This window comes from Otoolea muris (assembly GCF_943193115.1).
In the GTDB taxonomy this organism is placed as follows: Bacteria; Bacillota; Clostridia; order Lachnospirales; family Lachnospiraceae; genus Otoolea; species Otoolea muris.
The window spans coordinates 60129-81828 of record NZ_CALPCY010000020.1; the positions used below are offsets into that span (position 1 = coordinate 60129).

General features: G+C 52.8%; 18 protein-coding genes. 13 read left to right on the forward strand and 5 right to left on the reverse strand.

Annotation, left to right across the window (positions count from 1 at the left end; all coding sequences use genetic code 11):
• Window positions 1-71: 71 nt before the first annotated feature.
• The 7 genes from rnpM (at window position 72) to NFS31_RS13505 (ending at window position 7269) form a co-directional block, all read left to right on the forward strand.
• Window positions 72-347 (forward strand): RNase P modulator RnpM, encoded by a 276-nt coding sequence (gene rnpM / locus NFS31_RS13475; protein WP_251495860.1) that lies wholly within the window; start codon window positions 72-74, stop codon window positions 345-347.
• Complete coding sequence (locus NFS31_RS13480; protein WP_251495863.1) at window positions 334-666, forward strand: L7Ae/L30e/S12e/Gadd45 family ribosomal protein; 333 nt, start codon at window positions 334-336, stop codon at window positions 664-666. The genes rnpM and NFS31_RS13480 overlap by 14 nt, the downstream gene beginning before the upstream one ends.
• Window positions 656-3916, forward strand: a complete 3261-nt coding sequence (gene infB / locus NFS31_RS13485) for a translation initiation factor IF-2 (RefSeq protein ID WP_251495865.1) — start codon at window positions 656-658, stop codon at window positions 3914-3916. Before NFS31_RS13480 ends, infB begins: the two co-directional genes overlap by 11 nt.
• A gap of 33 nt (window positions 3917-3949) precedes the next feature.
• Window positions 3950-4339 carry a 30S ribosome-binding factor RbfA gene (gene rbfA, locus NFS31_RS13490; protein ID WP_251495868.1) on the forward strand — a complete coding sequence of 130 codons (390 nt, stop codon included), beginning with the start codon at window positions 3950-3952 and terminating at the stop codon, window positions 4337-4339.
• A gap of 74 nt (window positions 4340-4413) precedes the next feature.
• Window positions 4414-5391 carry a DHH family phosphoesterase gene (locus NFS31_RS13495; RefSeq protein WP_251495870.1) on the forward strand — a complete coding sequence of 326 codons (978 nt, stop codon included), beginning with the start codon at window positions 4414-4416 and terminating at the stop codon, window positions 5389-5391.
• 11 nt (window positions 5392-5402) lie between these two features.
• Complete coding sequence (gene truB, locus NFS31_RS13500; RefSeq protein ID WP_251495873.1) at window positions 5403-6347, forward strand: tRNA pseudouridine(55) synthase TruB; 945 nt, start codon at window positions 5403-5405, stop codon at window positions 6345-6347.
• Window position 6348: 1 nt separating this feature from the next.
• Complete coding sequence (locus NFS31_RS13505) at window positions 6349-7269, forward strand: bifunctional riboflavin kinase/FAD synthetase (RefSeq protein ID WP_251495875.1); 921 nt, start codon at window positions 6349-6351, stop codon at window positions 7267-7269.
• 65 nt (window positions 7270-7334) lie between these two features.
• Here the strand turns inward: NFS31_RS13505 and NFS31_RS13510 are convergent, their stop codons facing one another.
• Window positions 7335-7769, reverse strand: coding sequence for a DUF3842 family protein (locus NFS31_RS13510; RefSeq protein ID WP_251495878.1), 435 nt, complete (start codon window positions 7767-7769; stop codon window positions 7335-7337).
• A gap of 285 nt (window positions 7770-8054) precedes the next feature.
• On the opposite strand from NFS31_RS13510, the gene carB reads away from it, so the two are divergent.
• Window positions 8055-11267, forward strand: a complete 3213-nt coding sequence (carB, locus tag NFS31_RS13515; protein WP_251495881.1) for a carbamoyl-phosphate synthase large subunit — start codon at window positions 8055-8057, stop codon at window positions 11265-11267.
• A gap of 66 nt (window positions 11268-11333) precedes the next feature.
• Here carB and NFS31_RS13520 read toward each other — a convergent pair whose 3' ends face one another.
• Window positions 11334-12734, reverse strand: coding sequence for a sodium/glutamate symporter (locus NFS31_RS13520; RefSeq protein ID WP_251495884.1), 1401 nt, complete (start codon window positions 12732-12734; stop codon window positions 11334-11336).
• 67 nt (window positions 12735-12801) lie between these two features.
• Window positions 12802-13902: an NAD(P)-dependent oxidoreductase gene (locus NFS31_RS13525; RefSeq protein WP_251495887.1), complete on the reverse strand. Its 1101-nt coding sequence runs from the start codon at window positions 13900-13902 to the stop codon at window positions 12802-12804.
• A 384-nt stretch (window positions 13903-14286) separates the two neighbouring features.
• Between NFS31_RS13525 and NFS31_RS13530 the strand changes: the two genes are divergently transcribed.
• The 4 genes from NFS31_RS13530 (at window position 14287) to NFS31_RS13545 (ending at window position 18072) form a co-directional block, all read left to right on the forward strand.
• Window positions 14287-15165 carry a helix-turn-helix transcriptional regulator gene (locus tag NFS31_RS13530; RefSeq protein WP_251495890.1) on the forward strand — a complete coding sequence of 293 codons (879 nt, stop codon included), beginning with the start codon at window positions 14287-14289 and terminating at the stop codon, window positions 15163-15165.
• A 407-nt stretch (window positions 15166-15572) separates the two neighbouring features.
• Entirely contained in the window at window positions 15573-16439 is an 867-nt protein-coding gene (locus NFS31_RS13535) for a basic amino acid ABC transporter substrate-binding protein (protein ID WP_251495893.1), read from the forward strand.
• A 201-nt stretch (window positions 16440-16640) separates the two neighbouring features.
• Window positions 16641-17333, forward strand: a complete 693-nt coding sequence (locus NFS31_RS13540; protein ID WP_251495896.1) for an amino acid ABC transporter permease — start codon at window positions 16641-16643, stop codon at window positions 17331-17333.
• A 58-nt stretch (window positions 17334-17391) separates the two neighbouring features.
• Complete coding sequence (locus NFS31_RS13545) at window positions 17392-18072, forward strand: amino acid ABC transporter ATP-binding protein (protein WP_275563891.1); 681 nt, start codon at window positions 17392-17394, stop codon at window positions 18070-18072.
• 226 nt (window positions 18073-18298) lie between these two features.
• Here the strand turns inward: NFS31_RS13545 and NFS31_RS13550 are convergent, their stop codons facing one another.
• Together NFS31_RS13550 and NFS31_RS13555 are read right to left on the reverse strand one after the other, a co-directional pair.
• Complete coding sequence (locus NFS31_RS13550) at window positions 18299-19243, reverse strand: tyrosine-type recombinase/integrase (RefSeq protein ID WP_251495898.1); 945 nt, start codon at window positions 19241-19243, stop codon at window positions 18299-18301.
• Window positions 19244-19618: 375 nt separating this feature from the next.
• Window positions 19619-20479 carry a tyrosine-type recombinase/integrase gene (locus NFS31_RS13555; RefSeq protein WP_251495901.1) on the reverse strand — a complete coding sequence of 287 codons (861 nt, stop codon included), beginning with the start codon at window positions 20477-20479 and terminating at the stop codon, window positions 19619-19621.
• Here NFS31_RS13555 and NFS31_RS13560 point away from each other — a divergent pair.
• A complete protein-coding gene (locus NFS31_RS13560) occupies window positions 20442-20921 on the forward strand; it encodes a hypothetical protein (RefSeq protein WP_251495903.1) in 480 nt (159 codons plus the stop codon). The two genes, NFS31_RS13555 and NFS31_RS13560, sit on opposite strands and share 38 nt — an antisense overlap.
• The last annotated feature ends 779 nt before the right edge of the window (window positions 20922-21700 follow it).

Genomic DNA, 21700 nt, shown 5'->3' on the forward strand with positions numbered 1-21700 from the left:
ACAGCCATTTGCAGCAGGGGACCAAAACGGGCGGCGAAATAAAGAAAAAGCAGATTGGGAAGTGAGAATTGTTGAGTACAAAAAAGATACCGCAGAGACAGTGCATCGGATGTGGGGAGATGAAGAATAAGAAGGAAATGATCCGTATCCTCAAGACGACAGAGGAGCAGATTGAGCTTGACGCCACAGGCAGGAAAAACGGCCGCGGCGCATACCTCTGCCCGTCGATGGACTGTTACAGGAAAGCGGTAAAGAGCAGGGGATTGGAGCGTTCTCTGAAAATGGCGATTCCAAAGGACGTTTATGAAATGCTGGAAAGGGAGATGGAACGGATTGGAGAACCATAAAAAGATATTAAACCTTTTGGGCCTGGCTACAAAGGCCGGGAAGACGGCCAGCGGGGGATTTATGACGGAAAAATCGGTAAAGGGCGGGAAGGCTTTTTTGGTGCTCGTGCCAGAGGATGCATCAGATAATACAAAGAAAATGTTCTTTAACATGTGTACTTACTATAAAGTCCCGATTTACTTATTTGGAAGAAAGGAAGAGCTGGGCCACGCCATTGGCAGGGAGACGCGAACGTCAGTGGCAGTGCTGGACGCAGGTTTTTCCAAAGCGCTCGCAAAGCAGATTGAACTGAACGGAGGTAGTGAGTATGAGGGTTAATGAATTATCAAAAGAAATTGGGAAGACAAATAAAGAGGTATTGGAGATACTCAGGAAGAATCATTTTGATATCAAAAGCCATTCCTCCAATATAACGGATGAACAGGCGGCGGTTGTGAGGCGGTCCCTGTCGGCGGGGAGACCGGAAGTGTCTGCGGCTGAGATTTCAAAATCAGATACAGGAAAGGCGGAAACAAAGCGAGTGGAAGAGGTAAGGAAAGAGCCTGTAAAGGCAGAAGAAAAGGGAATGGAAAGACCTGCAACAGACAGGGCGGAGAAGCCGGCTGAACCGCCGAAAAAGAGGATTGCGGCTGTATACCGCCCTCAGAACAGTGCGCAGAGAAATAACAGCCGTCCGAACGGGCGTGGTCCGTCCGGCGGCGGAGCCGGAAAACAGGCGGGCCAGCCGGCCAGAGGCGGGGCTCAGAATCAGGCGGGCCGCGGCGGGAACAGGCAGCCCGGGATCGGCGTCAGGCCGGTTCAGAAGTCAGATCCGGCGGCAAAGGCGGCGCAGGATGCACAGCAGCAGAGCGAGACGGCGGCAGTTAAGAGCCGCGACGCCCAGGCAGCGGAGAGCCGCGTATCCCAGAATCAGGCGGTTCAGGCTGAGCGCGCGAAAAACGCGCAGAGCCAGGGCAGCGCCGCCGAGCGCGATGGGCGTCAGGGAGGCCGCGATAACCAGCGTCAGGAGGCAGGCCAGGGAAGCCGCGACAGCCAGCGCCAGGACGGCCAGGCAGGCCGCGACGCGCAGAGACAGGGGCGTGACGGCCAGCGCCAGGGGAATCAGGGAGGCCGAGACGGCGGCCAGAGACAGGGAAGCCGAGACGGCCAGCGCCAAGGAGGCCAGGGAAACCGTGACGGCCAGAGAAGCGGCAGTTATCAGGGAGGACGAGACGGCCAGCGTCAGGATCGCGACGGCCAGAGAGGCGGCTATCAGGGAAGCCGTGACGGCCAGAGAAGCGGGGGCTATCAGGGAAACCGAGACGGCCAGCGCCAGGATCGCGACGGCCAGAGAGGCGGCTATCAGGGAAGCCGTGACGGCCAGAGAAGCGGCGGTTATCAGGGAAACCGTGACGGCCAGAGAAGCGGAGGCTATCAGGGAAACCGAGACGGCCAGAGAAGCGGGGGCTATCAGGGAAACCGAGACGGCCAGAGAAGCGGGGGCTATCAGGGAAACCGAGACGGCCAGAGAAGCGGAGGCTATCAGGGAAGCCGCGACGGCCAGAGAGGCGGCGGCTATCAGAGAGGCGGTTTCCAGGGAGGCCGCGACGGTCAGGGCCAGAGAGGCGGCTTAAGCATCCCCAAGCCATCGTTTGACGGCCCGGTTGTGCAGAAACCGCAGAATAATAAGCAAAATAAGAATGCTTACAAGAATGATAAATATAATAAAAAAGATCACGATGAGAATATGAAGTCCAGGCAGGGCAAGGGAGGCAAGGGCTCAAAGACGGCAATGCTCCCGCCTCAGCAGAGGAAGGATGAGGCGAAGGTCCAGGAGATCAAGACCATCGTTATTCCGGAGAGCATCACGATCAAGGAGCTGGCTGACAAGATGAAGCTGCAGCCGTCTGTGATTGTAAAGAAGCTGTTCTTACAGGGCAAGGTTGTAACCATCAATCAGGAAGTGGATTATGATCAGGCCGAAGAGATTGCAATGGAGTTTGACGTTCTCTGTGAGAAGGAAGAGAAGATCGACGTGATCGAGGAGCTCCTTAAAGAGGAGGAAGAGGATGAAAAGGATATGGTGGCAAGACCGCCGGTTGTCTGTGTCATGGGCCATGTAGACCACGGCAAAACCTCCCTTCTGGACGCGATCCGGGAGACAAATGTAACGGCCAGGGAGGCCGGCGGCATAACGCAGCACATCGGCGCCTACACGGTGGAGATCAACGGGCAGACGATTACCTTCCTGGATACGCCGGGCCACGAGGCGTTTACCGCCATGCGTATGCGCGGCGCGAAGTCCACGGATATCGCGATTTTAGTGGTGGCGGCCGATGACGGCGTGATGCCGCAGACGGTTGAGGCGATCAACCATGCCAAGGCCGCTGGCGTGGAGATCATTGTGGCCATCAACAAAATTGATAAGCCGAGCGCCAACATTGAAAAGGTAAAACAGGAATTGATTGAATACGAGCTCGTTCCTGAGGACTGGGGCGGAAGCACGGTATTTGTCCCGGTTTCAGCCCACACAAAGGAAGGCATTTCCGATCTGCTTGAGATGATCCTTCTGACGGCGGAGGTAAAGGAATTAAAGGCCAATCCGAACCGGAATGCAAGAGGCCTTGTGATCGAGGCGGAGCTTGACAAGGGTAAAGGACCGGTTGCAACGGTTCTGGTGCAGAAGGGCACCCTGCGCGTGGGCGATCCGATCGCCGCGGGCGCATGCTTCGGCAAGGTCCGCGCCATGATGGATGACAAGGGACGCCGCGTGAAGGAGGCGGGCCCGTCCACGCCGGTGGAGATTCTCGGCTTAAACGATGTGCCGAACGCCGGAGAAGTGTTTGTGCGCACAGACAGCGAGAAAGAGGCCAGAGGCTTTGCCGGAACCTTTATTTCCGAAGGAAAGAATAAGCTGATTGAAGATACGAAGATGAAGCTTTCGCTGGATGATCTGTTCTCACAGATCAAGGCCGGAAACGTGAAGGAGCTTCCGCTCATCGTGAAAGCCGACGTACAGGGCTCGGTGGAGGCTGTGAAGCAGAGCCTGATGAAGCTGTCAAATGAAGAGGTGGTTGTCAAGGTGATCCATGGCGGCGTGGGCGCAATCAATGAGTCTGACGTCAACCTGGCATCCGCGTCGAATGCGATTATCATCGGCTTTAACGTGCGTCCGGATGCGACCGCAAAGTCAACGGCAGAGCGCGAGAAGGTAGACGTCCGTCTGTACCGCGTGATTTATCAGGCAATTGAGGATGTCGAGGCAGCGATGAAGGGCATGCTGGATCCGATCTTTGAGGAGCAGATTATCGGCCACGCCGTAGTCCGCCAGACCTTCAAGGCGTCCGGAGTTGGCACCATCGCCGGATCCTATGTGCTGGACGGAAAGTTCCAGAGGGGCTGCAAGGCCAGAATCACCAGGGACGGCGGGCAGATTTTCGACGGCGCCCTGGCATCTTTAAAGCGGTTTAAGGATGATGTAAAGGAAGTCAACGCCGGATATGAGTGCGGCCTTGTATTTGAGAAGTTCAATGATCTCCAGGAAGACGACCTGATCGAGGCATATGCGATGGTGGAGGTGCCCAGATAGGCCCCTCTTCCGTCCGGAAAGTGAGGCTATACGATGCGCAAGAACAGCATTAAGAATACAAGAGTCAACAGCGAGGTTCAGAGAGAGCTGAGCGAAATCATCAGCAGGGAGCTCAAAGATCCGCGGATCCACCCTATGACGACCGTCGTCGCCGTGGAGGTAACTCCGGATCTGAAGCTCTGCAAGGCTTACATCAGCGTACTGGGAGATGAAGAGGCAGGAAAGGATACCATAAAGGGCCTTAAAAACGCCGTGGGATTTATCCGCACGCAGCTTGCCAGGCGGATCAACCTGCGAAATACGCCGGAGATAACGTTTATTCTGGATCAGTCGATCGAGTACGGCGTGAATATGACCCGCCTGATCGACGAGGTGACGGCCGGGATGAGCGGCGGGGGGAACGAAGAGGATAACGGATTTTAGAGCAGGGAAATAACAGCGGCTGTTCAGGGGGCGCCCGGACGGCCGCCAGGAATGGCAAGGGAGAGTGATACAGGATGAGAAATCAATTGACGGAAGCCTTAAGCGGCGCGGAGAACGCGGTGCTGTTAGGCCACATCCATCCGGACGGCGACTGTATCGGCGCGAGTCTGGGACTTTACAATTATCTGAAGGAACATATGCCTCAGATTTCAGTGGAGCTGTACCTGGATCATCCGGCGGACAAATTTTCCTATCTGGCCAGTTTTGACGAGATTCAGACCGCATATGATCCGGAAAAACGCTTCGATGTATGTATAACCCTGGACGCCAGCGATACGGAGCGCCTGGAGATGTTCTACCCGTATTTTGAGACAGCGGGCCGCACGTTCTGCATTGATCATCACAGGACGAACCGGGGCTTTGCGCAGGAAAACTGCATCCGGCCGGATGCGAGCTCTACAAGCGAGGTGGTGTATACCCTGATGGACGAGAATGCGGTCAGCAGGGAGACGGCCGAGTGCCTTTATACTGGAATCATCCACGACACAGGCGTATTTAAATACAGCAGCGCCACGAGAGCGACCATGGAAATTGCCGGAAAGCTGATGGAAAAGGGACTGGACTGTGCGAAGATCATAGACGACACCTTTTACCGGAAGACGTATATCCAGAACCAGATTCTGGGGCGCGCGCTGCTGGAGAGCTTTCTTTTTATGGACGGACGCTGTATTTTCAGCGGCCTGAGGAAAAAGGATCTGGAATTTTACGGCGCGGACACGAATGATCTGGACGGGATTATTGATCAGCTCCGCGTCACAGAGGGCGTGGAATGCGCGATTTTCATCTATGAGACGGCGATCCATGAATACAAGATCAGCATGCGATCCAATTCGATTGTGGACGTCAGCAAGGTTGCCGAGTATTTCGGGGGCGGAGGCCATATCCGCGCCGCGGGCTGCAGGATGTCAGGGACGATCTATGATGTGTTGAACAATCTGTCCAAGCATATTGAGATACAGCTTGACGCGCACGGGGAAGCAGGGAAAGCGTAACGGGGGACGGTATGATTCACGGCATCTTGAATATCTATAAGGAACCGGGCTATACCTCCCACGATGTGGTCGCAAAGCTGAGAGGCATTTTAAAGCAGAAGAAAATCGGGCATACAGGGACGCTTGATCCGGCTGCGGAGGGGGTGCTCCCTGTTTGCCTCGGATCAGGGACAAAGCTCTGCGATATGCTGACCGATAAGAGAAAAACATACCGCGCGGTTCTCCTCCTCGGCACGGAGACAGATACGCAGGATACGACGGGGACGGTCCTTCACACCTGCGCGCCTGCGCGCCTGGCGGAGCTTAAGGAGGAGGAGGTAAGAAATACGGCCGAACGCTTTATCGGCCCCTATGCCCAGATTCCTCCCATGTATTCTGCCCTGAAGGTAAACGGGAAAAGGCTTTATGAACTGGCCCGCGAGGGAAAAGAGATTGAGCGCAGGCCGCGGCCGGTGGAGATTTACAGCCTGACCGTGGACCGCGTTTTCCTGCCGCGCGCGGAGCTGACTGTGGACTGTTCAAAGGGAACGTATATCCGCACGCTCTGTCATGACATCGGCAGCCGGCTCGGCTGCGGCGGGTGTATGGAAAAGCTGGTGCGCACGCAGTCAGGACGCTTTTTCCTGGAGGACAGCCTCCGGCTCTCCGAGGTGGAACGTCTGGCCGCCGCCGGGAAGCTCGGCGAGCGGATTGTGCCAGTCGATGCGGTATTTGATTCGTATCCGGCTTTTTATGCGGATCAGGGGAGGCTGGATAAGCTTCTGCAGAATGGAAATGCGTTTCCGGCTTCCTTTGTGCCGGACGGGCTTTTTGGGACGGCAGGGCAGGGCGCGAAGAGCCGGGACGGCGCCCGGCTGCGCGTGTATGACAGCGGCCGCCGCTTTATCGGCGTCTATGAATATGAGAGCGGCAAAGAGCGATGGAAACCAAAGAAAATTTTTCCGGGAGGAGACTAGAATGCAGTATATAACTGGAACAAGGGAATTTCAGATAGAGGAGCCGTCTGTGGTGACTCTTGGAAAGTTTGACGGGCTGCACCGCGGGCACCAGAAGCTTTTGAATGAAGTATTCCGGTTCCGGGAGAGGGGGTATAAAACGGCTGTCTTTACCTTTGAGACAGCTCCAGGAACCCTGATGCAGGGAAGACTCCAGACCATGATCACAACAAACGGAGAGCGCCGCGACAATCTGGAGCGGGCCGGGATCGATTATCTGGTGGAATATCCCTTTAATCAGGAGGTGGCCCGCATAGATCCGGAGACATTTATTTCCCATATCCTGACCGGGCAGATGAGCGCAAAGGCGATCGTTTCAGGGACGGACTGCCGCTTTGGATATAAAAGGGGCGGGGATGTGGCGCTTTTGGAACGCCTGGCTCCGAAATACGGCTATGAGCTGGCAGTCGTGGAAAAAGCGCTGGACGGAGCGCGCGAGATCAGCAGCACCTATGTGCGCGAAGAGCTGGCGGCCGGACATATTGAAAAGGCAAACGAGCTGCTGGGCTATACGTATGCGGTGCACGGCAGTGTGATCCACGGGAGGCATCTGGGCAGTACGCTGGGATTTCCGACTGTAAATATTGAGCCGGGCAGCCAGAAGCACCTGCCGGCGTTCGGCGTCTATCTGTCACAGACCGTGATCGACGGAACATGCCGCGGCAGTATTACGAATATCGGGAAAAAGCCCACCATCACAGGAGAGCGCCCGGCCGGCGTGGAGACGTATATCTATGATCTTAACGAAGATCTGTACGGGAAATGGATCGAGGTGCGGCTGCTGCGTTTCCTGCGCCCGGAGATGAAGTTCTTAAATGTGGACGAGCTGAAGCGCCAGGTTTTGAATGACAAAGAGACAGGAAGAAGGATGCATGGGCTGTAGCGGCCCGACGCATCCTTATTTGATGCGCAGGCCCGCATAAGGAAGCTTACCAAAAAAGCCGCGGATTAACGCGGCGTCTGAGCTTCTTCAAGGCGCGCGGCCACCTCTCTGCCCGCGAGCCGGATATAGTCGCTTAAGGGAAGCTCTTCGCAGCCTATCAGCGTGTGCCGGCAGTGCGCGTGCCCGGCGACGGGGATGAGGATCTTGTGCGCCCTGCTGGAGCCGACCGCAGCCGCCATGGCAGGCGTGATCTCGCCCAGCAGGGAATCAGCGATCACAATGCCGATGGGGCCGATGATCAGATCCGCGTCGCGGCAGGCCACAAGAACGGGATTCTCGCCGGTAGCGCCGAATCTGGCGCCGGCTTTCATCATGGATGCCGTAGCCGTGCTGTTTGTGCCGATGGCCGTGACCGTAAGCTCCGGGCAGCGTTCCCTTAGCTCCTCAACAATCGCCCTTCCCATGCGGCCGCCCTGGCCGTCTATCACAATCACGTTCATGAATTCCTCCGTATCTTTTCCGCCTTTTAAATGCCGGCTACGTTATCAGCGGCCCTTTCACGAAAAACAACGCCCCGCAACAGTTCACTTCACTTATATAAATACAATTGCCTTAAAAATAATACCCCAGTATATCTTTTCTATTATAGCATAAACTCCCCAAAATAAAAAGAGCAAATTTAAAAATTTAACAAATTTTTATTTACAAGGAACCACTTTTCTATTATAATGCTATAGACAAATAAGATGGTGGTAAAGGTTAGAAGCAATTGAGAGGGAAAAAACATGAGGAGAAACGACATTCACAAGGTATTGATTATCGGTTCCGGCCCGATTATTATCGGACAGGCATGTGAGTTTGACTATTCCGGAACGCAGGCATGCAAGGCTTTACGGAAGCTTGGCTATGAGATTGTTCTCGTTAATTCCAATCCGGCTACGATCATGACAGATCCGGAGACGGCAGATGTAACCTATATTGAGCCGCTCAATGTGGATCGGCTGACGCAGATTATTGAAAAGGAGCGCCCGGACGCGCTGCTTCCGAATCTGGGAGGGCAGTCGGGCTTGAACCTCTGTTCTGAGCTGGCATCCGCGGGCGTGCTGGATCAGTATAATGTGAAGGTGATCGGAGTTCAGGTAGACGCGATCGAACGGGGCGAGGATCGCATCGAATTCAAGCGCACCATGGAGAGCCTTGGGATCGAGATGGCGAGGAGCGAGGTGGCCTACAGCGTGGAGGACGCGCTTGCCATTGCGGATAAGCTGGGGTATCCGGTCGTGCTTCGTCCGGCCTATACGATGGGCGGCGAGGGCGGCGGCCTTGTCTATAATGTTGAAGAATTAAAAACTGTTTGCGCGAGGGGCCTGCAGGCCAGTATGGTGGGCCAGGTTCTCGTGGAAGAATCCATCTTAGGCTGGGAAGAGCTGGAGCTGGAGGTTGTGCGCGACGCGAAAAATCATATGATCACGGTCTGCTTTATCGAGAATATTGATCCGCTGGGCGTACACACAGGCGACTCTTTCTGTTCTGCGCCGATGCTTACCATTTCTGAAGAAGTTCAAAAACGTTTACAGGAAAAATCTTATAAGATTGTTGAGGCCATCCAGGTGATTGGCGGTACGAATGTGCAGTGGGCGCATGATCCGAAGACGGATCGCGACATTGTGATTGAGATAAATCCCCGTACCTCCCGTTCCTCGGCGCTTGCTTCCAAGGCGACCGGTTTTCCGATCGCCCTTATTTCGGCAATGCTGGCGACCGGTATGACGCTGGACGAGATTCCCTGCGGAAAATACGGTTCCCTGGAAAAATACGTTCCGTCCGGGGACTATGTGGTGATTAAGTTTGCGCGCTGGGCGTTTGAGAAATTTAAAGGCTCTGAGGATAAGCTCGGCACGCAGATGAAGGCCGTGGGCGAGGTCATGAGCATTGGAAAGACCTATAAGGAGGCGCTTCAGAAGGCTATCCGCAGCCTGGAGCAGGGGCGTTACGGCCTGGGCCATGCGAAGGATTTTGATACAAAGACGAAAAAGGAGCTGCTCTCCATGCTCCATGTAGCCACAAGCGAGCGCCAGTTCATCATGTACGAGGCTTTGAGAAAGGGCGCGACGGTGGACGAGCTGTATGAGCTGACGAAGATCAAGCATTATTTTATTGAACAGATGAAGGAGCTGGTGGAGGAAGAAGAGGCTCTTGTGCAGTATAAGGGATCGGTTCCGCCGATCGAAGCGCTGCGCCAGGCGAAGCTGGACGGCTTTGCGGACAAATATCTAAGCGACCTTCTGGGCGTGAGCGAGGAGCAGATCCGGGATGCCAGGACGCAGGCAGGGATCGTAGAGGGCTGGGAAGGCGTGCATGTGAGCAGCACAGAGGATTCCGCCTACTATTATTCCAGCTACCATATCAAGGACGAGAGCCCGTCGAGCGACCGGAACAAGATCATGATTCTGGGCGGCGGACCGAACCGCATCGGGCAGGGAATCGAGTTTGACTACTGCTGCGTCCATGCGGCGATTGCCTTAAAGGAGCTGGGTTTTGAGACGATCATTGTAAACTGCAACCCGGAGACGGTTTCCACAGACTACGATACCTCGGATAAGCTGTATTTCGAGCCCCTGACACTGGAGGATGTGCTGAGCATTTACCAGAAGGAAAAACCGCTGGGCGTGATTGCGCAGTTCGGCGGCCAGACACCGCTCAACCTGGCGGCGGATCTGAAGAAATACGGCGTGACCATCCTGGGCACAACGCCGGAAACCATCGATATGGCGGAGGATCGCGATCTGTTCCGCGCCATGATGGAAAAGCTTGAGATTCCGATGCCGGAGTCCGGAATGGCTGTCACCGTGGAGGACGCGCTGTCGATCGCGAATCACATCGGCTATCCGGTGATGGTCCGCCCGTCGTATGTGCTGGGCGGGCGCGGCATGGAGGTCGTGCATGATGATGAGGCCATGACCTTCTATATGAAAGAGGCTGTAGGCGTGACGCCGGATCGCCCGATTCTGATTGACCGTTTCCTGCACCATGCGACGGAGTGCGAGGCGGACGCCATCAGCGACGGGGAGAATGTCTTCGTCCCGGCCGTGATGGAGCACATCGAGCTGGCGGGCATTCATTCCGGGGACTCGGCCTGCATCCTCCCGTCCAGGAATCTGACCAAGGATCAGGTGGAGACGATCCGCGATTATACAGGGCGCATCGCAAAGGAAATGCACGTTGTGGGCCTGATGAATATGCAGTATGCCATTGAGGACGGCGAGGTGTATGTGCTGGAGGCCAATCCCAGGGCATCCAGAACCGTGCCGCTGGTGTCCAAGGTGTGCAATATCAAGATGGTCAAGCTGGCGACGGATATCATGACCGCCCATCTGACAGGCAGGCCGTCCCCGGTGCCGGGACTGGAGGAAAAGAAGATTCCGCATTACGGGGTGAAGGTTCCGGTATTCCCGTTTAAGATGTTCCCCGAGGTGGATCCGGTGCTCGGGCCGGAGATGCGCTCTACAGGCGAGGTGCTGGGTATGTCCTCCAATCTGGGCGAGGCGATTTACAAGGCGCGCGAGGCGACGCAGACAAGGCTTCCGAATACAGGAACCGTGCTGCTCAGCGTCAGCGACAAGGATAAGCCGGAGCTGATTGAGGTGGCCATGGGTTTCCATGAGTGCGGCTTTAAGCTCATGGGCACAGGGAGAACCTACGATATCATGGCTGCGGCCGGGCTTCCTGCGGAGAAGATCGCCAAGATCAACGAGGGACGCCCCAATATCCTGGATAAGATTACAAATAAGAAGATCGATATGATTATCAACACCCCCATGGATAAAAAGGGTATGGGCGACGACAGCTATATCAGGAAGGCGGCGGTAAAAGGAAAGATTCCGTATTTCACCAATATGGCCGCTGCCAAGGCCACGGTTCAGGCGCTGCGCAGCATCAAGAAGAACGGGCTTATTGGGGTGAAATCGCTGCAGGAGTTTCATCAGGAGATTAAATAGAGATTCGGATCCCTACGATATATAAAACGGACCGGGGAAGGCGCGGCGGCCTCCCCGGTCCGTTTTTCAGCGGTATTTATGAAGCGGCCGGTTCGCGACCCATCCCTTTGTGATCCATGCCGCGCCCCACATGACGGCTACGATCACAAAGCAGGCGATGATGGTGACAATGGATCCCATGGTTCCCATGGAGGTGATCAGGATCGGCGGGATGAGCTGAAGGGCGATGATGATCGGGCGGTTAAAAATATCGGCGATGCCGGAATCCTCAATCCCGCGGCTTTTGAGATCCGGATCCACAACCCGCTGGAGAAGAACGCCAGTGGCGGCAACGCCTGTGGCATGGCCCCACATCATCATATTCCGCTCAAACCAGTCCTCCTCAGAGGACTTTCCTCCTATATAAATGAACCAGAACCAGGTGATGACAAAGCCCAGGAGGCAGACCACGATCAGCGGGAATGCGTAATCGAGCACCACCGACAGATTCAGGGAGCCGATGCCGGAAATCATCAGAAAGTCAGTCGCAGAGCCCTGGATGCGCTGGATGGATCCCCGATCCACGTACTTTTGCGCGCCGGTCCGGTTCAGCAGGGAATTGATGATCAGCCCTGCAAAAAGGGAGAGGCAGAATTCGGGTATGGAAATCTTGTACTGAAACGCGGCCAGCGTCCAGTTCGCAAACCATTTGGAGGCCATGTAGCCGGCCCAGGAGGCGAAGAGCACGATTCCCAGATGATAGCCGAGCGGATCCAGACAGATAGAAGCAACGGTTCCCATGGAAGACGGCTTCTGGCTGGCCGGAGGCACAAGGCCGGTTTTCATCTCGATCGGAAGCTCCTTGGGGTTTTCCACATAATGCGTGTAGCCCTTTCTGGTTCCCCAGTTGATGATAATCATACCAGTGATAATGCCGCCCACGATCCCAATGGTGGCGCAGGTATTTCCTAGATCCGTCATATCCGGGACACCCAGATCCGCCAGCGATTTTCCGACAGCCGCCGCGGTGCCGTGCCCGCCGTAAAAGCCGGTCGCCATCATAAGCCCAAAGCTTTCATGCAGGGCCGGGTACAGCTTTGTCAGGAAGGCGACGGTTACCAGCATGCCCACCGCATACTGCAGGACGGCGATGCCGGAGATGTTGAAAAACATGCCCATGATTTTCGGTCCGGACATGGCGCCCTTCTGGGGTCTGTCCCCGATAGGCGTCGCGGCAAAGATCACGACAATCAGGACGCTTGCATAGGTTCCAAAAGAAGCTGAAAGAGGCAGGAGACGCAGCGCCTCCCATGGGCTTTTGGGCCCGAAAACCAGGGCCAGGATGCCGGCAAGAACGGCAGGAGGCACTAAGAGCTTTTGAAACAGCGGGAGCCTGGCCCGCAGAAATTGCCCGATGAGCAGCAGAGTCCCCATCACCGCCGCGTCGATCATTACCTGCCAGATAGCAGAAGTCATAGTCAGTTCCATACGTATATTCCTCCTTTTTCGCAATATGTACTCTCAGAGCTTTTTTGCGCCTGTCTTTGCGGCTTGCTCAGCCCGCCTGAACCGAAACGGCTGTTTCTCCGTAATACGGCAACTGTTCGTCAAAGCGCTGCTTTTGATTGCAAAACCATCGAATCAGATGGCGGATGGTATCTGCGGCCTTTGCACAGGCCGCCAGATCGGAATTAAATGCCTGGTGCGGCTGGACATAGATGTTGGCCGTGCGGTTTTTTGCCATTTCCACAAGCCGCCTGGCCGCCTGGACGTCCGGATTCTTACTTTCCGCCCCAAATTTCAGCAGATCGGAAAATTCCTGCTCGGAGCTGAAGACATCCAGCCCGATTCCCCCCAGAAAACCCTTTTCATAGAGGTGAAGAAGCCCGGCCTCCGGAGCGATTTCCCCGCGTGTTACGTTGATAAACAGAACGCCTGCTTTTCCTCTGCTTAGATAGTCTTCCGAAAAATAGTTGACATTATAAAAGGGGCTGTCCGGAAGCTTTGTCAGATTCATGGCATTTACGATAATATCGCTGCTGCCAATCGCAGCCTCCTTTGATACAAAACGGATCGCGGAGCAGCCTTGGCCTTTGAGCTCCTGTCCGCGGAGATCGACAGCCTGGACGTTAAGGCCATTGGCCTCCAAAAGTTCGTAAATACGCCTGCCGATTTTCCCCGCGCCGTAAACAGTGGCAGTCCGGGCCGGGCAGAGCTCCATAAAGGACTGCGCCTTGCCCCGCTCAAACAGGGCCGCGTTATTGGTGTAATGGTTCAAAAGCCCGGCGGAGGCGTAGACAAACTTAACAGCCGTCTGCGCGACGGAATTCACGCAGTAATTCCGCAGGGAGGCAATATTGGCTCTCCCGGCCAGGGATTCTAAGTGATCATAGCCGGCGCTGCGCGTGATAATACTCTTTTTACATCCGCATAACCAGGCGTCCGGGATCACAGAATGTGTTTTTATGGTAATAATATCCGGGAGCTCCCCGTCCGGGTGCGTTTCCTGAAACTCCTGGATCGTTTCCGGAATTATGAGGGTTCGGAGCGTGTCGGGGAGAAGGCCCCGCTCCTTTGCGCGTTCTGTTTCCTCTGCCAGATGATGCGCTTCCGCTCCCAATGCTTCAAAATGAATTATGTCATAATGTTTGTTCATATCAGTCACTCCTTTTTTTGGCCGTTTCTGCGCATCAACTCCATACTCTATTTATATCATTGATTTGTGTGAAAATCCTGCATTGCATGAGGATAAAACTGACGGATCTTGTGAATTGCGCATTTCTTACCGGGCTTTCCCCTTCCATTTTTCTACTATAGCGCCGCGATTATGTAAAATTTATAATAAAAACAGGGAAAACATGGCTGGATTCGCGCCATGGCAGGGAAGTTGCCAATTTTATGAGGAATCTTGCGAAACGGGGAAAATGAGGTTGAAGGCGGGAGGAAATACCGGGTAAACTGAGACAACTACAGTTTACATCCATGCCGGGCTGCGCCAGGTAACACAACACACTTACAGATCAGGAGTTGATAAGGCAGAATGATTGATTGCAGATATGAAATACATATTAGTAAAAATGACACCTATTCGATGGCCCGGCCGCACTTTCATGAGGAGATTGAAATCGCCTTCTGCATTGCCGGCGAGGGCGTATTTTTTCTGGAGCCGGAGATTTTTCCGCTGTTCCGGGGGCAGTTGTTTTTAATTGATTCCTCTATCTTACACCGGAGCGTGGCGAATGAGGAGTACCGCTGTATCGCGTTTCATATTTCATCGGAGATGCTCAAATCCTTTTCCTCTGTGCAGAGTGATTTTCTGTCGCGGACACAGCGATCGGGCCTGGTTGCCACGCTGCAGGGAGACGAGGTTGAGGCTCTGGAGAGGCAGTTTCTGTCACTGATGGATGATTTTGGGAGCGGGTTCGGCGATGATATCCGGCGGACGATCGCCGTTCTTTCTTTTCTGCTGAGCTGTTTTTCTTATTTCGAGAAGGCAGAGGATGTAAAGAGCCGCACGAATTCGGAGCTGGCAAAGGTGGCGCCGATTCTTTCCTATATACAGGAGCATTTATCCGATCCGCTGACAACACAGTCGATTGCCGATGCATTTTTTATGAGTAAGTATCATCTGTGCCATATATTTAAGGAAGGGACTGGCTTTAGTGTGATTGATTATGTGATCAACTGCCGTATCCTGAAAGCGCGCATGCTTTTGCGGGAGGGAATGCGGGTGCAGGAGGCGGGGGAACGGGTGGGATTCAGAAGCAATGAGCATTTTATCAGGACCTTTAAAAGGCTGACGGGCGTACCGCCGAAACGGTACGCGATGCGCTACCGAGAGAGCGATCAGAAGATGAATCCGGAGATTGTCGTGGTCGAAGGCAGGGACGGGAGACAGGTGGAGAGCCTGAAGGCATAGGGGCGGGAAATAACGGCGTCATTGCTTAGGAACTGTCTCGAAATAACTTCCCATATTCCTTGTCTTTTTCTCCGACAGTACTGCGGGGAAATCAGTTACATAGCCCGCTATGCGCCTGATTTCCCCGCAGCGCTCTCGAAGAAAAATCCTGCGGACTAAAGGGAAGTTATTTCGAGACAGTTCCTTACAGGCGGCAGCGATTTGTATAAAAATACAGTCGGATAAAATACAAAAAAATTTTTTTTAAAGACTTGATTATTTTTAAAAATACGCTATAATATACCTCTAGGAATATAAAATTTATATTTATTCATATTCGCTGTATAAATATGGAAGGCAGAGACGTGCTCCGGATGACATGCCGGACACAGAGCCGGCGGCGGATAGGAAAAAGAGGAGGAGACATTATGAAAAAACAGATTACAGCACTGGCACTGGCAGCTATGATGGCGGCCGCATCTTTAGCGGGCTGCTCGTCCAAGCCGGCCGAGACAAGCGCTCCGGAGACAGAGGCGGCAGAGGAGACGGCTGTTGAGACAAAGGCAGAGGAAACCGAAAAGGCCGAGGCAGAGAACGGGGAGACAGAGGGCGCGGCAGAGCAGAGCGAGAATAAGGGCACGCTGGTGATGGCGACGAACGCGGAGTTCCCGCCGTACGAGTTCCATGACGGCGGCGAGATTGTGGGAATCGATGTGGAGATTGCAGCGGCGATTGCGGCAGAGATGGGCATGGATTTTGAGGTGGAAGATATCGCCTTTGATTCGATTATCCCTGAGGTGCAGTCCGGAAAAGCGGATTTCGGCGCAGCCGGCATGACAGTGACAGAGGACAGAAAGCAGAGTGTTGATTTCTCTGATTCTTATGCAACCGCAACACAGGTTATTATCGTAAAAGCGGACAATGCAGACATCGCCAGCCCGGATGATCTGGAGGGCAAGACCATCGGCGTACAGCTTGGAACCACAGGCGATATCTATGCAAGCGACATTGCGGACGCCACGATCGAGCAGTACAATAAGGGTTTTGAGGCGGTTCAGGCTTTAACACAGAATAAGATTGACGCGGTTATCATCGACGGAGAGCCGGCAAAGGTATTCGTGGCTGAAAACGAGGGCTTAAAGATCCTTGATGAGGCATTTACGACAGAGGAATACGCCATCTGCGTAAAGAAAGGCAACACGGAGCTCTTAGACGGCATCAATGCGGCGATTGCAAGCCTGAAGGAATCCGGCGAGCTGCAGAAGATTGTAGACAAGTACATCACGGCAGAATAAATCCGGCAGTGATGCAGGCCGTATGAGCGGCCGGTGATCCGGGGATATGGTTTGATTGTTCATACGCCAAACCGTATGGCTGTGCGGGTTTTTCAGGCGTGTGGACAGTAACCCGGTCCGGGCGGACCGGAGGTTGCGACGCTGGAAGGGAAGGGCCTGGGAAATGGCAGGCCCTTCTGTTATATAGAGGATGCTTATATCATGTTGGAAACATTTAAGAGCCGCTTTGTCCTGAATTTCATAACGGACGATCGCTGGAAGTACATACTGGACGGTCTTGGCGTGACCCTGAAGGTGACGCTGTTCGCCGGCATTGTCGGTATTCTGATCGGTTTTTTGATTGCCGCGGTCCGTTCCACCTATGACAAGACGGGAAAGCTGAAATTGTTAAATCTGGTCTGCAACTTTTATCTGACCGTGATCCGCGGGACGCCGGTTGTGGTACAGCTTTTGATTATTTATTTCGTTGTATTTGGTTCGGTTAAGATTGACAAATCGCTGGTGGCGATTCTGGCGTTCGGGATCAACTCCGGGGCCTATGTGGCAGAGATTTTCCGAAGCGGAATTATGTCCATTGACGCCGGGCAGTTTGAGGCGGGCCGCAGCCTGGGCTTTAATTATGCGCAGACGATGTGGTATATTATCATGCCTCAGGCATTTAAAAACGTGCTTCCCGCGCTGTGCAATGAGTTCATCGCCCTGTTAAAAGAGACGTCTGTCGCAGGCTATATCGCGCTGCAGGATCTGACAAAGGGCGGCGATATCATACGAAGCCGAACTTATGACGCGTTTATGCCGCTGCTTGCGGTCGCCCTGATTTATCTGATTTTGGTTATTATATTTACAAAGCTGATCCAGATGCTGGAGAGGAGGCTGAGGCAGAGTGAGCGCTGACAGATTTGAGGAACCTTTGATCCAGGTAAGGGATTTGAAAAAATGCTTTGGCAGCAATATGGTTCTTGAGGGGGTGACGGTTGACATCTACAAAGGCGATGTGGTATGCGTCATTGGGGCCTCCGGTTCCGGAAAGAGTACGTTCCTGCGCTGCTTAAACCTCCTAGAAGAGCCGACCGGAGGACAGATCCTGTTTGAAGGCGCGGATATCACGGACAAAAAGTCGGATATCAACATGCACCGGCAGAAGATGGGCATGGTGTTTCAGCAGTTTAACCTGTTCCCGCACATGACTGTGATGGAAAATCTCACCCTGGCCCCGATCAAGCTTCAGGGAAAGAAAAAGGATGAGATTGAGGCCGAAGCCCTGGCCCTGCTCGATCGGGTGGGCCTTAAGGATCGCGCGGATTCCTATCCGAGCCAGCTCTCCGGTGGGCAGAAGCAGCGCATCGCGATCGTGCGCGCCCTGTGCATGAAGCCGGATGTAATGCTGTTTGACGAGCCGACCTCCGCCCTGGATCCGGAAATGGTCGGCGAGGTGTTAAACGTCATGCGCGATCTGGCGAGAGAGCGGATGACCATGGTCGTTGTGACGCACGAGATGGGCTTTGCCAAAGAGGTGGCGACGCGCGTCATGTTTATGGACGGCGGAAATTTCGTGGAAGAAAACGAGCCGAAGGAATTTTTTGAACATCCAAAGAATGAGAGATTGAAGACGTTTTTGAGCAAAGTGCTTTGAGGCGTTTCATATAGTTTATGTTCAGGCAGGCGGATGATGCGAAGCTGCGGCGCAGCTTTTCGCGTCATCCGTTTTTGTGCGTCCGGGAAAGAAGCGGCCTGCATGGTTTTGGCAGCTTATGGGCTATATTTTCTGGGCTATATTCCCGCAGGCAGAAAGCCGGGCCTGAATGTCTGCCTGCATATTTGGCGCCTGCCGCCGATCAGTACCCAGCTCCCCCTGCCGTTTACCAGGTGATGATGCGGTCGAGCAGGGCTTTCTGTTCATGGCTGGTCTGTGTTAAATAGACGCGCGTTGTCTCAATGCTGTCATGGCCCATTAAGTCAGCCAGGAGAGACAGGTCATTGAAGCGTTTTAAAAAATTTTTCGCAAACCGGTGCCGGAAGGAGTGGGGATACACGGTATCCGGGTCGATATGGTAGCGTTTGGCAAAGGCTTTTAACTGGAATTCGATTCCCCTGGGGGTGATGAGCTGGCCATGCCGGTTTAAAAAAATATACCCGCTCCGTATGCCGCGTTCCCTGTAGAATGGGATGGCCTCGCTGCAGAGGCTGCGCGGAAAGTACAGGCGGCGTATTTTTCCGCCCTTTGTGTAGAGATCCAGGTAACCAAGCTTCAGATCCTCTGCCTTGATCTGTAAGAGCTCGCTGACCCTGGCGCCCGTAGCGCCCAGAAAGCGGATGACAAAATACCAGTACAGGTTTCCGTCCCTCTTTAAACAGCGCTTCAGCTTTTCATAGTCCCGCTGAGAGATTACGGTATCAAGGTAACAGCGGTGCTGTTCAATCACGGGCTGCAGACGGTAGATTCCATTTTTAGAGGCCCTGACCGGAGCGGGAGAAGAAGAAGGGGTTCCGGCCCCGGCTGCATAGACATGGTAGATAAGCGAATCCGGGATCTGATCGGCCTGCCGCAGATAATCTAAATAGCGGTTCATGCCATAGATCCGGGTGTTGACGGTATTGACAGGATAGTTTTCTAACAGAAACTCCCGGTATAATTTCAAATTTACGATATTCAATTCTTCATAAAGCGAGTAAAAAAGGATGGCAGAGCGGGTGTAAAGGCTGATCGTCTTGTAAGCGCGTCCCTGCATCTCCAGAAAACGCCTGAAGTCTTCAATCGAAGAAAGCGCGGCTTCGCTGGGCGCTCGTTCTGTTGTATTGTTCATAAGTGTTCCTCATTTGTATTTCTCATTATAAAAATTTTTTCATTTGTAAGTGGCGCTCCGTATTCGGGCGGCAACAGTTCCTGTGGTCTGAACGGTTAGAAATTGTAAATAAATAACTGCTGAATACGCGCTGGATTTTTCTTCGGGAGTGCTGCCCAAAAATCAGGCGCATAGCGGACTGTGTAACTGATTTTTGGGCGGCGCTATCGGAGAAAAGACAGGCAATATCGGTATTTATTTACAATTCCTTACTTCGTGCGATTTGAAAAATATGTTCAAAAATGTGTTCTGCCGGATGGAAGTTTTGACAGCGCAGCGGCGCACAACAGGCGGCTATGTCAGAAGCGGGACAGGACGCGCCTTTGGAACAGCCTGTTACCAGTCTACTACTTTATTAATAATCTCATACTGCTCTGTGCTGGAACGGCGCAGGTAAATCCGGGTAGTTTCCAGATTTTTGTGCCCCAGCAGATCCGAGAGCAGAGACAGATCGCCGCATTTTTCAATGAAGCTCTTGGCAAACCGGTGGCGGAAGGAGTGAGGATGAACGACATCCGGGTTCAGCCCATATAAGTGTGCCAGATTTCTGAGCTGATACCGGATTCCGCCAGGTTTGATCGGTTTCCCATAACGGTTCAGGAAGATATAGCCCTTTTCCAGGGAAATGGATTTCATCCACAGCAGGGTATCCTTCTGAAGCATCTTCGGAACATAGATGCGCCGGATTTTATTATCTTTGGAGTAGATATCCTTATGTCCGGCAAAAATATCCTCAGCCGTAAACTGGACAACTTCGCTGACCCGGGCTCCGGTGGCTGCCATGAAGCGTATGATATAGTAATACAGGTACTTTTGATCGCGTAAAAGGCAGTTTTTCAGATATTCATAATCCGCTTCGCTGATCACATTATCAAGATAATTTTTCTGCTGAACGCGCACCCTTAAAATACGGCCGGAATTGATTTGAAAATACTCAATATAGGAATTCAGTGCCCGGATGCGGAGATTTACCGTCATGGGTTTGTAATGCTCAATCAGAAATAGTTTATACAGCTTTAAATTGGAATGGGTAATTTCCCCGTACAGCTTGAAAAATTGCCGGATTGCATAACTATAGGAAACAATCGTGTTATCCGACAGGTTCCGCGCTGAGAGGTGGAACTCGAATTCATTTATCTGGGGAGGCTCCCTCGGAGCCTTGTCTGAGGCGCCTGGCTTATTGGTTTCATGCGCCATATCGGTTTTCTTTGGCCTGCCTGGCCTGCACGGTTTTCCGGTTCTGCCCGTCTTATCGATGGCATCTGGTATATCGGCTTTGGCGGTATTATTTAAATTGGTTATATCATTTGTACTGGTTATATTGTTTATAGTGGTTACTTTATTTGTATTGGTTATTTTATTTGTATTGGCTGCTTTGTTTGTATTGGTTATTTTATTTGTATTGGCTGCTTTGTTTGTATTGGTTACTTTGTTTGTATTGGTTACTTTATTTGTATTGGCTGCTTTATTTGTATTGACCGCTTTGTCTGATCTCCGGGGGACAGATTCGGAGGTATGGATATCAGAAATTGATACAGAAACAGCGCGGCCAGGGGGGTCATTTTGTACATACAGTGCGTTGCGTTCCGGAGGTTCGCCGGCCGTAGGAGAATTTGTCATAGATGGCCTTCCTTTCTGATAAAAGTAGTCTTTGATTCCCGCGGGCAACGAGTCAAGTGGACATGCCTGCATGCACATTTGGCGACTGCCGTGAGGGTCATATGCCCCCGCTGGTATGCAGCGTTATAAGCTTGATGCTCTGCTGCCCGCCGCAGAGGCGATGGATTTTGGTTTTGCGTGGTTGTCACTGTAGTCAGTGTAATTGTTATGCTTGAAATACTATATGTTAATAAATCCTGTCAGAGTTCTTTAAATATAAATGGTTGTGTTGTTATGTGAACTGCTGCGGTCCTGCTTATTTGAGACCTGCGGTTTACAGGAACCAACGGAAGGCAGCGCTTTGTGGGACGCGGTTAAAAGTATTTTGGTTACTGTTGTTCTGTAGCTTATATAGAGGAAAGGAATGGCGGTAGGTCTTTGGCGGTATATTAGCCGGAAACAAATACAGTAACGGAAAATGGGTGGCGGCACAGTGCCGCGCAGGGCGATACATAAATTCTGGAGGGGGAGTGGGGAGAATAAAATGTATATTTAGAAAATAATTTACATGTTTATTCATAGTCATAGTTGCACGCCCGGGTACCGAGTATCCTCAAATACTTCTATTACTATAACATTCTATTGCTTGAAAATCAATGAATACAACACAAAAAATGTAATGAAAATAAAATAATAGTAAAAATAGTATGACAACATGGGGCGATATATCAGGCTCAACTAGCGATAATCCCCCATATCCGAAGTAGGGTAAGGCCGTTAAAAGTTAAGGAATTTCGGGAAAAAAGAGCAGTTCAAAAG

Bases quoted from the DNA above. Each gene is read 5' to 3' on its own strand.
- NFS31_RS13555 (WP_251495901.1), bottom strand. From the start codon at position 20,479: ATGGCGCATGAAACCAATAAGCCAGGCGCCTCAGACAAGGCTCCGAGG.
- NFS31_RS13540 (WP_251495896.1), top strand. From the start codon at position 16,641: ATGTTGGAAACATTTAAGAGCCGCTTTGTCCTGAATTTCATAACGGAC.
- carB (WP_251495881.1), top strand. From the start codon at position 8,055: ATGAGGAGAAACGACATTCACAAGGTATTGATTATCGGTTCCGGCCCG.
- NFS31_RS13550 (WP_251495898.1), bottom strand. From the start codon at position 19,243: ATGAACAATACAACAGAACGAGCGCCCAGCGAAGCCGCGCTTTCTTCG.
- NFS31_RS13505 (WP_251495875.1), top strand. From the start codon at position 6,349: ATGCAGTATATAACTGGAACAAGGGAATTTCAGATAGAGGAGCCGTCT.
- NFS31_RS13525 (WP_251495887.1), bottom strand. From the start codon at position 13,902: ATGAACAAACATTATGACATAATTCATTTTGAAGCATTGGGAGCGGAA.
- NFS31_RS13495 (WP_251495870.1), top strand. From the start codon at position 4,414: ATGAGAAATCAATTGACGGAAGCCTTAAGCGGCGCGGAGAACGCGGTG.
- NFS31_RS13510 (WP_251495878.1), bottom strand. From the start codon at position 7,769: ATGAACGTGATTGTGATAGACGGCCAGGGCGGCCGCATGGGAAGGGCG.
- rbfA (WP_251495868.1), top strand. From the start codon at position 3,950: ATGCGCAAGAACAGCATTAAGAATACAAGAGTCAACAGCGAGGTTCAG.
- infB (WP_251495865.1), top strand. From the start codon at position 656: ATGAGGGTTAATGAATTATCAAAAGAAATTGGGAAGACAAATAAAGAG.
- NFS31_RS13545 (WP_275563891.1), top strand. From the start codon at position 17,392: ATGGTTCTTGAGGGGGTGACGGTTGACATCTACAAAGGCGATGTGGTA.
- NFS31_RS13530 (WP_251495890.1), top strand. From the start codon at position 14,287: ATGATTGATTGCAGATATGAAATACATATTAGTAAAAATGACACCTAT.
- NFS31_RS13520 (WP_251495884.1), bottom strand. From the start codon at position 12,734: ATGGAACTGACTATGACTTCTGCTATCTGGCAGGTAATGATCGACGCG.
- truB (WP_251495873.1), top strand. From the start codon at position 5,403: ATGATTCACGGCATCTTGAATATCTATAAGGAACCGGGCTATACCTCC.
- NFS31_RS13535 (WP_251495893.1), top strand. From the start codon at position 15,573: ATGAAAAAACAGATTACAGCACTGGCACTGGCAGCTATGATGGCGGCC.